Annotated in this window: 13 protein-coding genes, 1 tRNA gene and 1 pseudogene; 8 read left to right on the top strand and 7 right to left on the bottom strand. The window is 70.4% G+C overall.

From position 1 onward, the window contains the following. The first annotated feature begins 38 nt into the window (after window positions 1-38). The 4 genes from ACFPZ3_RS42160 (at window position 39) to ACFPZ3_RS42145 (ending at window position 2,283) form a co-directional block, all read left to right on the top strand. A tRNA-Leu gene (locus tag ACFPZ3_RS42160) sits at window positions 39-111 on the top strand. Window positions 112-623: 512 nt separating this feature from the next. Next, window positions 624-1,418, top strand: coding sequence for a Bax inhibitor-1/YccA family protein (locus ACFPZ3_RS42155; protein ID WP_379519982.1), 795 nt, complete (start codon window positions 624-626; stop codon window positions 1,416-1,418). 168 nt (window positions 1,419-1,586) lie between these two features. Next, on the top strand, window positions 1,587-1,820 hold the full coding sequence (locus tag ACFPZ3_RS42150) for a DUF4287 domain-containing protein (protein ID WP_379519981.1): 234 nt from the start codon (window positions 1,587-1,589) through the stop codon (window positions 1,818-1,820). Between the two features lie 55 nt (window positions 1,821-1,875). After that, entirely contained in the window at window positions 1,876-2,283 is a 408-nt protein-coding gene (locus tag ACFPZ3_RS42145; RefSeq protein WP_379519980.1) for a PPOX class F420-dependent oxidoreductase, read from the top strand. 19 nt (window positions 2,284-2,302) lie between these two features. Here ACFPZ3_RS42145 and ACFPZ3_RS42140 read toward each other — a convergent pair whose 3' ends face one another. The 3 genes from ACFPZ3_RS42140 to ACFPZ3_RS42130 form a co-directional block, all read right to left on the bottom strand. Beyond that, the gene (locus ACFPZ3_RS42140; protein WP_379519979.1) at window positions 2,303-3,520 is read right to left on the bottom strand and encodes an acetyl-CoA C-acetyltransferase; all 1,218 of its coding nucleotides are present in this window, start codon (window positions 3,518-3,520) and stop codon (window positions 2,303-2,305) included. Between the two features lie 68 nt (window positions 3,521-3,588). Further along, window positions 3,589-4,935: an outer membrane protein assembly factor BamB family protein gene (locus tag ACFPZ3_RS42135; protein WP_379519978.1), complete on the bottom strand. Its 1,347-nt coding sequence runs from the start codon at window positions 4,933-4,935 to the stop codon at window positions 3,589-3,591. Window positions 4,936-5,009: 74 nt separating this feature from the next. Then, a complete protein-coding gene (locus tag ACFPZ3_RS42130; RefSeq protein WP_379519977.1) occupies window positions 5,010-5,996 on the bottom strand; it encodes an SGNH/GDSL hydrolase family protein in 987 nt (328 codons plus the stop codon). Between the two features lie 128 nt (window positions 5,997-6,124). Here ACFPZ3_RS42130 and ACFPZ3_RS42125 point away from each other — a divergent pair, with 128 nt between their 5' ends. Continuing rightward, entirely contained in the window at window positions 6,125-7,495 is a 1,371-nt protein-coding gene (locus ACFPZ3_RS42125; RefSeq protein WP_379519976.1) for a cystathionine beta-synthase, read from the top strand. On the opposite strand, the gene ACFPZ3_RS42120 is transcribed toward ACFPZ3_RS42125, so the two are convergent. Next, the gene (locus ACFPZ3_RS42120) at window positions 7,492-8,349 is read right to left on the bottom strand and encodes an NAD(P)-dependent oxidoreductase (protein ID WP_379519975.1); all 858 of its coding nucleotides are present in this window, start codon (window positions 8,347-8,349) and stop codon (window positions 7,492-7,494) included. The two genes, ACFPZ3_RS42125 and ACFPZ3_RS42120, sit on opposite strands and share 4 nt — an antisense overlap. A gap of 66 nt (window positions 8,350-8,415) precedes the next feature. On the opposite strand from ACFPZ3_RS42120, the gene ACFPZ3_RS42115 reads away from it, so the two are divergent. After that, window positions 8,416-11,541, top strand: a complete 3,126-nt coding sequence (locus ACFPZ3_RS42115; protein ID WP_379519974.1) for a BTAD domain-containing putative transcriptional regulator — start codon at window positions 8,416-8,418, stop codon at window positions 11,539-11,541. Here the strand turns inward: ACFPZ3_RS42115 and ACFPZ3_RS42110 are convergent. Next, window positions 11,464-12,165 (bottom strand): annotated as a pseudogene (locus ACFPZ3_RS42110) (sensor histidine kinase); the annotation flags it as partial. The gene ACFPZ3_RS42115 and the pseudogene ACFPZ3_RS42110 overlap by 78 nt on opposite strands. A 513-nt stretch (window positions 12,166-12,678) precedes the next feature. Between ACFPZ3_RS42110 and ACFPZ3_RS42105 the strand changes: the two are divergent. After that, complete coding sequence (locus tag ACFPZ3_RS42105) at window positions 12,679-12,873, top strand: hypothetical protein (RefSeq protein WP_379519973.1); 195 nt, start codon at window positions 12,679-12,681, stop codon at window positions 12,871-12,873. A 122-nt stretch (window positions 12,874-12,995) separates the two neighbouring features. Next, window positions 12,996-14,135: a cystathionine gamma-synthase gene (locus ACFPZ3_RS42100; RefSeq protein ID WP_379519972.1), complete on the top strand. Its 1,140-nt coding sequence runs from the start codon at window positions 12,996-12,998 to the stop codon at window positions 14,133-14,135. 43 nt (window positions 14,136-14,178) lie between these two features. On the opposite strand, the gene ACFPZ3_RS42095 is transcribed toward ACFPZ3_RS42100, so the two are convergent. Together ACFPZ3_RS42095 and ACFPZ3_RS42090 are read right to left on the bottom strand one after the other, a co-directional pair. Continuing rightward, the gene (locus tag ACFPZ3_RS42095) at window positions 14,179-14,607 is read right to left on the bottom strand and encodes a DUF2269 family protein (RefSeq protein WP_379519971.1); all 429 of its coding nucleotides are present in this window, start codon (window positions 14,605-14,607) and stop codon (window positions 14,179-14,181) included. A 10-nt stretch (window positions 14,608-14,617) separates the two neighbouring features. Further along, window positions 14,618-14,743 (bottom strand): hypothetical protein, encoded by a 126-nt coding sequence (locus tag ACFPZ3_RS42090; protein ID WP_379519970.1) that lies wholly within the window; start codon window positions 14,741-14,743, stop codon window positions 14,618-14,620. Window positions 14,744-14,796 lie beyond the last annotated feature (53 nt).

Genomic DNA, 14,796 nt, shown 5'->3' with positions numbered 1-14,796 from the left:
GCTCCTCGGAAGCATGGTCCGTTTCGTATGATTGCGGCGCCCCCGTAGCCCAATGGCAGAGGCAAACCCCTTAAAAGGGTTGACGTGCGGGTTCGAATCCCGCCGGGGGCACTTGCCATCTTTATTGGCTATTTAGGTCTCTGACCTGGAGGTTTACCGCGATCGCCGGAAGGGTCCTGGCCGGCCCTTCACCGCCGGTGCCGACTTGTTGCGGAGTTGCCCTGTCACCAGGCGCTCACGGGCCGTGAATGCCCGGCCCCGTACCGGCCGAGTGGGACCTGGGAGCCGACGAGTAAGCTCTGACCGGCGGGTTGTTGACCCACCCTCGTGTTTGCCCGCTCGAAAACTTTTCGTGCTCCAGTCGATATTGACAACCTGACGGTTTTCTGCACAGGCGGGAGTTTCTTTCCGTGAATGGTTGACTACGCTTTACAACCGGCCTTTTCCGTTCGGGAAACACCGTCACCGGGTGGCCGGGCCCGGCCACCTCCAGGTGGCGGGGAACTCCCCGGCGGGCACGTTCGTTGTGATCGCAGCCGAAGTCCCGAACGAAACACCGATCTGAGCGTCAGTTGACCAAGGTGCCGCCGCGCCCCGTAGGCTCGGCGTCACAGGAGGCAGCGATGGAGAGCAAGAACCCCGTATTCAGCAGGTCGCGGCAGCAGTCCGCGACGGGGTGGGCCGGTCCCGCCCCGTCCCCCGACCAGTTGCGCAACATGTACGACTCCCCGTCGTACGCACCCCCGTCCCGGCCGGCGTTCCGGAGCATGACCCTTGACGACGTCGTGGTCCGAGGGTTCTTGACCCTCGGGACACTCGTCGTGGCCGCCGCCGCGGCCTGGATTCTCAACGTCCCGCCCATGATCGCCATCGGCGCCGCCATCGTGGCGTTGGTCCTGGGCCTGATCGCCTCGTTCACGATGAGCACCAACCCGGTGCTCATCCTGGCGTACGCGGTGTTCGAGGGTATTTTCCTCGGCAAGATCAGCTCGGTCTTCGAGGGCATGGTCAGCGGCATCGTCCTACAGGCGGTGCTGGGCACGGCGTTCGCCTTCGGCGCGGTGCTGACCGTCTACTCGCTACGCGTCGTGCGGGTCACGCCCAAGCTGGTGAAGTTCACCGTCGCCGCCGCCATCGCGGCCCTCGGGCTGATCCTGGTCAACCTGCTCGTCGGCATCTTCGTCGACGGTGGTCTCGGCCTGCGCACCGACAGCCCGATCGGCTGGATCTTCAGCGTCGTGATGATCCTGCTCGGCTGCTTCTTCCTGCTGCTCGACTTCGACTCGATCGAGCAGGGCGTCAAGCAGGGCGCGCCCGAGAAGTTCGCCTGGCAGTGCGCGTTCGGCCTGACGTTGAGCCTGGTGTGGATCTACCTGGAGGTGCTCCGGTTCGTCAGCTATTTCACCAGTAGCGACTGACCGTTCAGCCTCGCGACATCCGGAGGGCCTCGCCACAGTCGGCGGGGCCCTCTCGCTGTGCGACGGAAAATCTACCCGCCGTCACAGAATGATGCCAGGTTGGGGGCTTGCCAATCGCACCTGCGTGTTGCACTGTCAAGCAAAGGACCTTAATCCGCGGAGGTGCCCATGTCCTTGAACCACTCACCGGAGACGCAGACGAAGCTCATCGCAAGGGTCCCAACGATCACGGGACGCGAACTCCCCGAGTGGTTTCAAGCCATCGACAACGGCCCGGCTTTCCTGAGGTGCGACGAACGGGCCAACTGGCTCGCCGACGAGCACGGGCTATCCCATGGCTACGCCGCCGCGATCGTCCACGAGCACGAGCGGCGCCGCCATAACCGCATGGGCTTCATCTAAGCCCTTCCAGCCACCCGCGCCCGCGCCGCAAGCGCGGGCGCGTCATCATGTGGGAATGGATCTCGACAAGGCACTGGGCTTTCTCCGCACCAACCACAAGGCCGTCCTGCTGACCAGGCACCGCGACGGGCGGCCGCAGATGTCGCCGGTCACCGTGGGTGTTCAGGACGGGCATGTGGTCGTCAGCACCAGGGAAACGGCGATCAAGGTACGCAACGCGCGCCTTGATCCGCAGGTCTCGCTCTGCGTGTTCACCGACCGCTTCTTCGGGGAGTGGATCCAGGTGAACGGCACGGCGGAGATCGTCCCCCTGCCGGAGGCCATGGAGATGCTGGTCGCGTACTACCGGGACATCTCGGGCGAGCACCCCGACTGGGACGACTACCGCGCCGCCATGGCCCGCGACCGGCGCGTCATCATGCGCATCACTCCCACCCACGCGGGGCCCGACCAGCACGGTTAGGCCCCGCAGTGGGCGAGGGTCAGCTCAGGCGCTCCAGGACCATCGCCATGCCCTGGCCTCCGCCCACGCACATCGTCTCCAGCCCGATGTTCCTGTCGTGGTGCGTCAGGCTGTTGATCAGCGTCGAGGTGATCCGCGCGCCGGTCATCCCGAACGGGTGCCCGACCGCGATCGCCCCGCCGTTGACGTTGAGCCGGTCGAGGTCGATCCCCAGCTCACGGTAGGAGGGGATCACCTGGGCCGCGAACGCCTCGTTGATCTCCACCAGGTCGATGTCGTCGATCGCCATCCCGGCCCTGCTCAGCGCCTGCTTCGACGCCTCCACGGGCCCGAGGCCCATGATCTCGGGCGACAGGCCGGAGACGCCGGTGGAGACGATCCTGGCCAGCGGCGTGATGCCCAGCTCGGCGGCCTTGACGTCGCTCATGACGATGACGGCCGCGGCCCCGTCGTTGAGCGGGCAGCAGTTGCCCGCCGTGACGGTGCCGTCGGGGCGGAAGACCGGGGCCAGCGAGGAGACCTTCTCGTACGTCGTCCCGGCCCGCGGCCCGTCGTCCCTGCTCACCACGGTGCCGTCCGGCAGGGTCGCGGGCGTGATGTCCTTCTGCCAGAACCCGTCGGCCAGCGCCTTCTCTGCCATGTTCTGCGACCGTACGCCGAACTCGTCCTGCTCCTGGCGGGAGACGCCCTTGATCTGGGCCAGGTTCTCGGCGGTCTGGCCCATGGCGACGTAGACGTCGGGGATCGCGTCGTCCTGGCGGGGGTCGTGCCAGGCGCGCCCGCCCTCGGCGAACTCCTTGGTACGGCCGCGCGCGTCCAGGAAGATCGGGTTGTGCGTGTCGGGCAGCGAGTCCGAGTTGCCCTTGGCGAAGCGGGAGACGGTCTCGACCCCCGCCGACACGAACACGTCGCCCTCGCCGGCCTTGATGGCATGGAAGGCCATCCGGGTGGTCTGCAGCGAGGAGGAGCAGTAGCGGGTCACGGTGGTGCCGGGCACGTTGTCGAGCCCCAGCATCACGGCCACGACCCTGGCCATGTTGAAGCCCTGCTCACCCCCGGGCAGACCGCACCCGAGCATGATGTCCTCGATCGAGGCCGGGTCGAGCTGGGGCACCTTGGCCAGCGCCGCCTGGATCATCTGCACGGTCAGGTCGTCGGGCCTGATGTCCTTGAGCGACCCCTTGAAAGCTCGTCCGATCGGGGATCGCGCGGTTGCGACGATGACTGCCTCGGGCATGGACCCTCCTTTGTCGGCGCTAATAGTAGAACTATATTCCAGTTCTTCGCGCAAGGCCCGCCGACCCTTTATCCGTACATACCCGGCACCGTCGCCGTGTGGTCGTTCACGGCGTGCAGGGCCCCCTTCTCGTCGCGCCACAACCGCCAGCCGTCCTGGCTGCCCGTGAACCACGGCGGCGGGGGCGTGGCGGGGGAGATCCGCTTGCCGGTGCCGAGGTCGTACTCGCAGACGGCGGCCGTGGAGTAGAAGCCGGGCGCCTGCCCGCGCAGCGGCAGGGGCTTGGGGTCGGTGACGCAGAAGGACCAGCCGCGCTCCTCCTCCACCGGTACGGACCTGCCCGAGACGAGGTCGAAGGCCGAGCCCTTGGCGTTGTGCTTGAGGAAGCCGAGCCTGGTCATGCCGTCGGGGAAGGCCAGCCACCAGCCCGAGCCGGGCACCTCGTCGGCGCCGATCTGGCCGACCACGCGGCCGGAGGCGGAGTCGAGCCGGGCGAAGCCGCCATAGGCGCCCTGCCGGTCGACGGGGCGCACGACCGGGGCGTGGCCTGGGTTGCCGCTCGGATAGACGCGTACGACCGAGGGCCGCATCCAGTTGATCGTCCCGTCGGCGATCTTCACGGAGAACAGCCCGAAGGTGGAGACCTTCTTCGTCCGCGGGTTGGTGTAGGGGGCGACGTAGCCGACCAGGTCGTCGCCCGTGGCGCCGAACGCCCACCCGCCCGACATGTCGATCCCGGGCCCGAGCGCCTGCTCGATCGGCTGCTGCCACTGCAGCTTGCCGGACTTGAGCTCGTAGGACTCCAGCATGGGGTTGGCGGCCAGCCTGAGCAGCACCACCCGGGTCTGGTCCGACCACTCGACCTCGGAGATCCCCGGCAGGTTCCACACCTGCTTGCCGGTCGCCGGGTCGAGCACCACCGTGCGCGCCTTGGCCAGGGCGGTGTGCTCGGACAGGCAGAGGTAGGGCCCGCAGCGCTGCGGGCCGAACGTCGAATGCACCGGCCTCGTCCACTTCTGCACCCCGGAGCGGGCGTCGCGGACGATGAGGGTGGCGTTCCAGCGGGCCTTCTTGCCCGGGTCGAGCGCGGCGACCACGCCCTGGCCCTCGGCCGTCTCCACGATCGCGGGGGTGGAGACGCCCATGCCGGGCAGGCGGCCGGCCATCGTGGCGGGGTAGGCCCACAGCCGTTTGCCGTCGTGCAGGTCGACGGCGACGGTCTCAAGGGCGCCGTCGGGCTTCATGGACGTGGTGGCGACGACTCCGGCGGCCACCGCCGTTCGGCTGATGACGTTGACCTGGGAGTTGTCCCAGGTCGGGAAGGCCGAGGTGGTGGCCGCGTCGCTGCCTGAGCAGGCGGTGGCGGCGAAAGTTCCGGCTAGGGCGAGGGACGGTTTCCAGAGGCGCCGGAGCACGGGCAATCCACTCCAAAGAGGACGGGGAGTGGCGACTCCGGTGCGGAGGGTGACCGGCCAGGGGTGCGCGGCCGTCAGGTGTCGTTGACTGCCTCGCCGAGTCTCCGCCGGAACAACGTCGCCCACTTCCCATGCAGGCCCGTCGCCCGTCCGTCGACCCGGGTCGCGGTGACCTCGGTGCCGGGCTCCTCCGCGGCCGTAGCCGCCGCGAGGTAGATCGGTTGCAGTGCTTCGCCGCGTGCGGGGCGCGGCTCAGGCCACAGCCCCAACGCAGCGCACACCGACGGTAGCACCGCGTAAGCGGCCTGCGCGTAACCTCGGTCAGATGGATGGAAACGATCGGGTCCGAACATTTCTGTCGGATTTGTCGCGAACTCCGGGCCCAGGACGTCGGCGAACGCCACCGTACGGCCGCCCGCGTCCACCACGGCCACCGTCTGCGCCGCCGCGAGCTGCCGGCTCCAGCGCCGCGTCACCCAGCGCAGCGGCTGCCCGATCGGCCGCACGGTGCCGAGGTCGGGACACGTGCCCACGACCACCTCGGCCCCCGCGTCCCGCAGCCGCCGCACCGCCTTGGTCAGATGCCGTACGGCGGTCGCGGGCGGCGTCTGCGTGATGATGTCGTTCGCCCCCACGAAGATCACCGCCAGGTCGGGCTCCATGGCCAGCGCCACGTCCACCTGTTCGGCCAGGTCGGCGGAGGGGGCGCCGGACTTGCCCGCGACGACCAGGCGCACCGGGCGTTCGGCGACCGCGGCCAGGCCGTTGGCCAGCAACACGCCGGGGGTCCTGGCGGGGTCGGTCATGCCGAGGCCGACCGAGGTGGAGTCGCCGAGCATGGCCATCTTGAGCGGCTCGCCGGGGAAGCCGCCGCCGTACAGGCCGTCGGAGGGCGGGCCGTCCAGTCCGTGAGGGCGGCCGATGGCCTTGCGCGCGAACAGCCCTTCGGCGATCAGCAGACCGTATGCCGTGACTCCGAGAGCGGTCAGTCCGCCCCCTCCGAGCGCCGCCGCTGTGGCGATCTTCCGCGCCGCGCGCGCCATGCCAGGTGCCCAGACCACGTAGGTGCCCTCCCTAGTCGAACTCGGCGGTAGCGTTTGCCTTGAAAGTAGCCGAGGGCCCGCCGCCCCCACTGGATCTCGGCCATCCACAAGCTGATCAAGCTTCGGCAAAGAAGGTGAACACCTCGGTGCGCGTTTACGATTCCCTGGTCGACCTGATGGGCAACACCCCGCTCGTCAGGTTGCACAAAGTCAACGCGGGCGTGCCCGCTCAGGTGCTCGCCAAGGTCGAGTACTTCAACCCGGGCGGCTCGGTCAAGGACCGCATCGCGGTGCGCATGATCGAGGCCGCGGAGAAGTCGGGCGCGCTGCGGCCCGGCGGTGTGATCGTGGAGCCGACCTCGGGCAACACCGGGGTGGGGCTGGCCATCGTGGCGCAGCAGAAGGGCTATCGGTGCCTGTTCGTGGTGCCGGACAAGGTGGCCGGGGACAAGATCGCGGTGCTGCGGGCGTACGGAGCCGAGGTCGTCGTCTGCCCGACCGCCGTCTCGCCCGAGCACCCCGACTCCTACTACTCGGTCTCCGACCGGCTGGCCCGCGAGGTGCCCAACGCCTGGAAGCCCGACCAATACTCCAACGTCAACAACCCCGACTCCCACTACCACTCGACGGGGCCCGAGGTGTGGGAGCAGACCGGCGGCACGGTCACGCACTTCGTGGCGGGCATCGGCACCGGGGGGACGATCAGCGGCACCGGGCGCTACCTGAAGGAGGTGTCCGGCGGCCGGGTGAAGATCATCGGGGCGGACCCGGAGGGCTCGGTCTACTCCGGCGGGTCCGGGCGGCCATACCTGGTGGAGGGGGTCGGCGAGGACATCTGGCCGGTCACCTACGACACCGAGATCTGCGACGAGATCATCGCGGTGTCCGACAAGGAGTCCTTCAACATGACCCGCAGGCTCGCCCGCGAGGAGGGGCTGCTGGTCGGGGGCTCCTGCGGCATGGCGGTCGTGGCGGCGCTGCGCGTGGCGGCCAAGGCGGAGCGCGACGACGTGGTGGTCGTCCTGCTGCCCGACGGCGGCCGCGGCTACCTGTCGAAGATCTTCAACGACGACTGGATGGCCGACTACGGCTTCCTGACCACCTCCACCGAGGAGGGGCTGGTCGGCGACGTGCTGGCACGCAAGAGGCCTGGGCTGCCCGAGTTCGTGCACGTTCATCCGCATGAGTCGGTCGGCACGGCCATCGCGATCATGCGTGAATACTCGGTGTCCCAGCTCCCCGTGATGAAGGAGGAGCCGCCGGTCATGGCGGCCGAGGTGGTCGGCTCCATAGTGGAGCGCGACCTCCTCGAAGCGCTCTATCACGGCAGGCTCTCCTCCGACGACTCGATCGCTGATCACATGTCGGCGCCGCTACCCACGATCGGCAGTGGTGAACCAGTGTCGCGTGCGGTGGAAGCGCTGGAGAAGGCGGATGCGGCAGTTGTGCTGGAAGACGGCAAGCCCTGCGGGCTGCTCACCCGGCAGGACCTGCTGGCCTTCCTCGCCAACCACTAGGGCTTTCTGATCGACTCGATCACGGTGCCGAGGCCCTCCTCGCCGCGGCCCTCGGCGTCGGCGCGCTCGAACAGCCGCGCCAGCGCCTTCGGCACCGTGGTCTCCAGCCCGGCCTGCTCCAGCGCCTCCACGGCGTGGCCCAGGCCGACGGCCTGCATGTGCAGGGAGTTCTGCTCGCCCGGGTAGACCCCGGCCTCGAAGCTGTCCGCCAGGATCTTGGCGTAGCCCATGGGGCCGTCGCCGCCGAGCTGGGTGAAGATGCCGCTCGCGAACGGCAGGAAGTCCTTCGGAGCCACCCCGGCCGTGCCCAGCAGGGCCGTGGCGTGCATGTAGCTGGTCAGGCTGGACCAGAAGATCAGCAACTGGGACTGGTAGTACATCATCGCCAGGCCGTGATCCTCGCCCACGTACGTGACCTCACCGAGCGCTCTCAGGGTCGCCGCGTGCCGGTCGAGCACCTCTTCAGGGCCGCTGTAGAACGTGTACGCCCCCGGCTTGCCGATTCCCGGAGGAGGCACCATGATGCCTGCCGTGATCAGCGTGCCGCCGCGCTCCGCCACCCAGCCGGCCGCCTCGCGCAGCTCGTCCGGAGTGCCGGAGCTCAGGTTGACGACCACCTTTCCCTCCAGCCCGGCCTCGCCGAGGCTGTCGTACATCGCCTGGTAGCCGATCTGGCTGATCACCAGCAACTCGCCGTCCGCGGCCGTCGCCGCGCGCCTGGCGCCCTTGGCCACCAGCGGGCCCGTTTTGCTCTCCGTACGGTTCCATACCGCCACCCGGTGGCCCGCGGCCAGGAACGTCTCGGCCATCGTCGAGCCCATCGGGCCGAGTCCCACAACTGTCAATTCGCTCATGCGCTCCACCATCGGGCAGGGCGCTACGGAAATCCTTCGGGTCCGCTACGGGTTGATGGTTACGTGGTGCGTTTTGGGGTGCTCGGCCCGTTGCGGGTCTGGGCGGAGGACGGCTCTCCCGTACGCGTGGGCGAGGTCAAGGTGCGTGCGCTCCTGGCCGACCTGCTCGCGCACGGGGGCGGGCCCGTCTCCGCGGACCGGCTGCTCGACGACCTGTGGGGCGCGCGGCCCACCCCGCTCGGCACCCTCCAGGCCCGCGTGTCCCAGCTCCGGCGTGCGCTCGGAGGTCCCGCCTCGGTGGTGCTGGGGCCTTCCGGGTACCGGCTGGCGGCCCACGACTCCGACGCCGGCCTGTTCCTGGAGCTGGCCGGCCGTCGCTCGGCCGATCCCTCGGTGCGGGCCGCCGAGCTGGAGGAGGCACTCGGGTTGTGGCGTGGGCCCGCCTACGGTGACTTCGCCGACGCGGACTTCGCCCGTGCCGAGGTCGCGCGACTGGAGGAGACGCGGCTGGCGGCGCTGGAGGAGCAGGCCGAGGTACGGCTCGCGCTGGGCGAGTCCGTGGACCTCGGCGAGCTGGCGGCCAGGAATCCGCTGCGGGAGCGGCTGGTGGCGGCGCACATGACGGGGCTGTACCGGGGTGGGCGGCAGGGGGAGGCGCTGGCGGCCTACGAGGGGTTGCGGGGGCGGCTGCGTGCGGAGCTGGGGGTGGATCCGTCGCCTGAGCTGGCCTCGTTGCACCAGGCGATGTTGCGGCAGGATCCGGGGCTCCGCGGCGCGCCCCGTACGAACCTGCCCGCGCCGGTGAGCGGGCTGATCGGGCGGGAGGGTGAGCTGAGGGAGGTCAGGGAGCTGCTGGAGGTGTCCCGGCTGGTGACGCTCACGGGGACGGGCGGCGTGGGCAAGACGCGGCTCGCGCTGGCGGTGTCGGCCGCCCAGGACCAGCCGGACGGGGTGTGGCTGGTCGAGCTGGCCGGGGCGGTGGATCCGTGCGAGGCGGTCGCGGCGGTGCTCGGGGTGCGTGACGACGCCGGTGAGCCGCTGGGGGCGCGGCTGGCCCGGGTTCTGGCGAACAAGCGCATGCTCCTGGTGCTGGACAACTGCGAGCACCTGGTGGAGGCGGTGGCCTCGCTGGTGCCGGGCCTGTTGCGGGCCGCGCCCGGGCTGCGGGTGCTGGCCACCAGCCAGGAGCCGCTGGGGGTGACGGGCGAGTCCGTACGGGTGGTGCCGCCGCTGCCGGAGGCCGAGGCCGTACGGCTGTTCACGGCACGGGCGAACGTCGAGGCCGATGAGACCGTGGCCGGCATCTGCCGCCGGCTGGACGGGATCCCGCTGGCTCTTGAGCTGGCCGCGACCCGGGTGCGGGCGCTCGGCGTACGGGAGCTGGCGGATCGGCTGGATGATCGGTTCCGGGTGCTCAGCGCCGGGAAGCGGGACGCGCCCGCGCGGCAGCGCACCCTCCGGGCGATGATCGACTGGAGCTGGGAGCTGCTGGGCGAGGCCGAGCGGGTGGTGTTGCGGCGGCTGGCCGTGCACGCCGACGGATGCACGCTGGAGGCCGCTGAGGAGGTCTGTGCCGAGCCAGGCGTCGATGTGCTGGACGTGCTGGCCCGGCTGGTGGATCGGTCGCTGGTGGGGCCTGGGCCGCGGTACCGGCTGCTGGAGTCCGTGGGGGCGTACTGCCTGGAGCGGCTCAGGGAGGCGGGCGAGCACGAGCTGATCAAGGAGCGGCACGCTCGTTACTACACCGAGCTGGCCGTGCGGGCGGATCTCCGGGGGGCGGGGCAGCGGGAGTGGCTCGCGCGGCTCGACGCGGAGAGCGACAATCTGCGGCTCGCGCTGGCCGGGCCGTCGCCGCTGCGGCTGGTCAACGCCCTGGCCTGGTACTGGATTCTGCGCGGGCGGCTGCGTGAGGCGCGGCGGTCGGTGGCCGCCGTCCTGGGCGGGCAGGCCGTCGGAGCTGAGGCGGCGAGGGCGTCCGTCTGGCTGGCCGGGGTCGAGCTGCTGATCGGTGCGACGGCCTCGCCCGTGCGCTGGGACGATCTCGACCCCGCCGGGAGGGCGCTGGCGGACTGGCTGCTGAGTCACGTCCGGTGGGCGTACGGGGATCGCTCGGCGCACGTGGCGGCGGCGGAGCGGGCGCTGGCGGGGTTCGAGGCGCTGGGGGACCGGTGGGGGGTCGCGGCGGCCCTGTGCCTGCGGGGCAAGCTCGCCGTCGGGCAGGGTGACCTGGGGGCGATGGAGCGGGGCGGGAAGCGGGGGCTGGCTCTGTTCAGGGAGCTCGGGGACGGGTGGGGGCAGATCGAGGCCATGGACGCGCTCGATCGGGCCGCCGAGATCCGGGGCGACTACGCCGAGGTCGCCCGGCTGCGGGAGGAGGGGCTGCGGCTGGCCGAGGAGCTGGGGTTCGAGGTGTCGTTCAAGCTGGCGGGGCTGGGGCGGATCGCGTTGCTGGCGGGGGACTACGGGCGGGCCGACCACTACCACGAGCGGGCCAGGGTTCTGGCGGTCGAGCAGGCGTACAAGTCGGCCGAGGAGAACGCCCTGCTCGGGCTGGCCATGAGCGCGCGGCGGCAGGGGCGCTACGAGGAGGCGGAGGCTTACCTGGTGCCCGTGCTGGAGTGGCTGCGGCTGGTGCGGGGGACGCCCGGCATCGCGCTCGTCATGGCCGAGCTGGGGTTCGCGGCCGAGCAGCGGGGGGACGCGGAAGGGGCGCTGGAACGGCACCGGGAGGGATATGCGGCGGCCCGGAGCACGGGGGATCCGCGGGCGGTCGCGCTGGCCCTGGAGGGGCTGGCCGGAGCGCTGTCGCTCGGGGCTGGGGCAGGCGCCGGCGCCAGGGAGGCGGCGGGGTTGCTCGGGGCGGGGTCCAGCGCCGGGGAGGCGGCGGGTTCCGGTGTCAGGGAGGGGGCGCGGGCGCTGGGGGCGGCGGGGGCCGTCAGGCGGGCGGTCGGGGCGCCGTTGCCGCCGAGTGAGCGGCTGGATGTGGAGCGGATCCTCGGGCGGCTGCGTGACCTGCTCGGTGACGAGGCGCTCAGGCAGGCGCTGGAGTCAGGGGAGGGGGAACTCGGCGACCACTTCCCAGGCCCCCTCGGGGGACGGGCCCGCGTAGAGCCTGCCGCCCAGCGCCTCCACCCGCTCGGCCATCCCGACCAGCCCGAACCCGCCGCCAAGGCGAGCGACCCGAGGGTCTGAGCCGGAGCCGAAGTTCCGTATCCGCAACACCGCCACCCGCTCGAAGCGGCGCAGGTCCGCCTCCACCCAGGCGGTGCGGGAGGCGTGTTTGCGGATGTTCGTGAGGGCCTCCTGGAGCACCCGGTGCAGGGTCGTCATGACCTCCGGCGGCAGCGTACGGTCGTCGAGTCCCTGGCCGATCTCGAACGCCACCTTCGGCCCGTCCGCCGAGAACCGGTCGGCCAGCATCCGCAGGTCGGCCAGCGTGGTGCCGGGCCTGCGGTCCGCGTCGTCCTCCGTGCGCAGGACGGTGACCATGCGCCGCATCGACGTCAGCGCCTCGGAACCCGCCGTCGCGATCGCGTCCAGCGCGGGGGCCACCGCGTCCGGTCTGGTCTCGGCGACCGTACGGGCGGCCTGGGCCTGGACGACGATGCCCGTGATGTGGTGGGCGACCAGGTCGTGCAGTTCCCTGGCCAGTTCCAGGCGCTCCGCACGGCGTACCGAATGGACCGCCTCCGTGCGGCGCTCCTGCTGGAAGCGCAGGTAGCCGCCGACTCCCGCGGCCGTCGACCACCCCGCGAACAGCAGGAACGAGAACGCCAGCCCCGAGCTGTTGTAGTCGCGCGCGCTCGCCTCGGACATCAGGACGACCAGCGCCACACATGCCAGGACCGCCGCCTTGCGCACCGGCTCGACGTGCCGCAGCACGCCGATGAGCAGGATGAGCAGCGAGCCCGTCTCGGTCATGCCCGGCACACCGGGGAGCTGGGTGCCGCCGATGAGCACCGATGTGCCGAACGACAGGCCCAGCATGACGAGGAACCCGTTCAGCCGGTATCGGCGCCGCAGCACCACGGCGGTGATCCCGGCCGCGCCGCAGATGGGCACGAGCCACTGGAGACCCCCGATGGTGGTGGCGAGCACGAGGTCGAGCAGCAACATCAGGCCCAGCCAGCCGAGCATCGCGATCTCGCTCAGCCGGCGGACCCAGTACACGACGCGTTTGGAGTCCCCCACGGCCTTGAGCCTAGGCCGGAAGTCGGACAACTCATATCAACCGTTCGGCCGAGAGGGAGCGCGGGAGACCAGTCCTTCAGTGGAGGCGGCGGATGGGGTGCGTCGCCGATGCTGGATACGTCGGAAGGGGACAGAGAAATGGTTGCCATCGGGTTCGCTCTGCTGGGTGTCGGACTGGTCGTCGCGGTGCTGCTCGCGCTGACCGACCCCGTGCTGCTCTCCCGTATCAACGGGGAGCAGGCGGAGGGAGGCAGAGGCCGGTTCATCAAGGCGGATGTCGTACGGCTCCCGTCCAGGTCAGACGGGGACCGTCACGAGCCCAAGGCGGCCTGACCGACCCGGCTCGCGCGGGCATGGCGCGTGAGCCCGTACGGGGGCCGTGGGGACGGCGCCCGTCAGCGGGGCGCGATCCGGAGGGGACGGATCGCGGNCCGTCTTCCGTTACCGTTGCCTGTATGAGCAACGGTTTTGAGACGCTGGCCATCCACGCAGGTCAGGAGCCCGACCCGCTGACCGGTGCGGTCGTGCCACCGATCTACGCCACCTCCACGTACAAGCAGGACGGCGTGGGCGGTCTGCGTTCCGGATATGAGTACAGCCGCTCGGCCAACCCCACCAGGACCGCGCTCGAATCCGCGCTGGCCGCCGTGGAGGGCGGGGCGCGGGGGCTGGCGTTCGCGTCGGGGCTGGCCGCCGAGGACACATTCCTGCGCGCGGTGTGCAAGCCGCAGGACCACGTGATCATCCCGAACGACGCCTACGGGGGCACCTACCGGCTGTTCGCCAAGGTGCACGAGCGCTGGGAGCTGCACTACGACCCCGTGCCGCTGCACGACCTCGACGCGGTGGCCTCGGCGATGACGCAGAAGACCAAGGTGGTCTGGGTCGAGACGCCCACCAACCCACTGCTCGGCATCGCCGACATCGCCGCCCTGGCCCAGCTCGCCCACGACAACGGGTCGCTGCTGGTCGTGGACAACACGTTCGCCTCCCCGTACCTGCAGCAGCCCCTCTCCCTGGGGGCCGACGTGGTCGTGCACTCCACCACCAAATACGTCGGCGGGCACTCCGACGTGGTGGGCGGGGCTCTCGTCGCCGCCGACGCCGGGCTCGGGGAGGAGCTGACCTACTACCAGAACGCGATGGGGGCGGTGGCGGGGCCGTTCGACGCGTGGCTGACGCTGCGCGGGCTCAAGACCCTCGGTGTACGCATGGACCGCCACTGCGACAACGCCGAACGCGTCGTGGACCTGCTGCTCGCCCACCCGCGCGTGACCGAGGTGCTCTACCCCGGCCTGGCCGAGCACGGCGGGCACGAGATCGCCGCCAAGCAGATGCGGCGGTTCGGGGGCATGGTGTCGTTCCGCGTCGCCGGAGGCGAGGCGGAGGCTGTGGCGGTGTGCGACAAGGCCAAGCTGTTCACGCTGGGGGAGTCGCTCGGGGGCGTCGAGTCGCTCATCGAGCATCCGGGCAGGATGACGCACGCCTCGGCGGCCGGGTCGCCGCTGGAGGTTCCCAGCGACCTGGTGCGGCTGTCGGTGGGCATCGAGACCGTCGACGACCTGCTCGCGGATCTCACCCAGGCACTGGCCTGACCTCCATCGTCTTTGGGGGTCCTAAGGGGCCTTGCTCGGGGTCCTAGCTGGGGAACACCATCAGGCAGAGGATCACCAGCCAGATCACGGACAGCAGCCCGCTGATCGCGGCGATCCGCCCGTTCTGGACCTTCGCGTCGTCCTCGGCGCTCTCGCTCGAGAGCGCCTGGACGGCGGTGCGCAGATCCCGGTCGATGATGACGAGCAGCACGGCGGCCACGATGAACAGCGTCATGGACGCCGTCATGTACCACTTGCCGAGCAGCCCGCCGCCCACCACGATGCCGAGCACCAGTCCGAACACGAACACACCCAGGCTGCCGAGGCTGTAGATCCTCGTCGTACGCTGGATGAACTGGAGCGCGGGCACGTTCTTGGTGCGGATGGCGCGCGGCGCGGCCATCGTCGCGGCGGTGACCGGGCCGATCGTGAAGATCGCGAATCCGATGTGCAGCCAGAGAAGCAGGGACATGCGGGAGAGACTAGTCCCCGGTGATCTCGACCGGGGACTCGACACTCTCTTTGCTCTCTGCGGAGCAGCGCATGCACAGCTCCGTGGTCGCCACCGCGACGACCATCAGTATGACGAGGAGAACCGCGGCAATCATGAGTACCCCTCCTTCCCCGTGTGGGACGTAAATATCGTCCGTAATGACTAGAC

The organism is Nonomuraea insulae, assembly GCF_042656245.1.
Note: the sequence above shows the minus strand (reverse complement) of the source record. Positions and strands in the feature narration are given on the sequence as shown.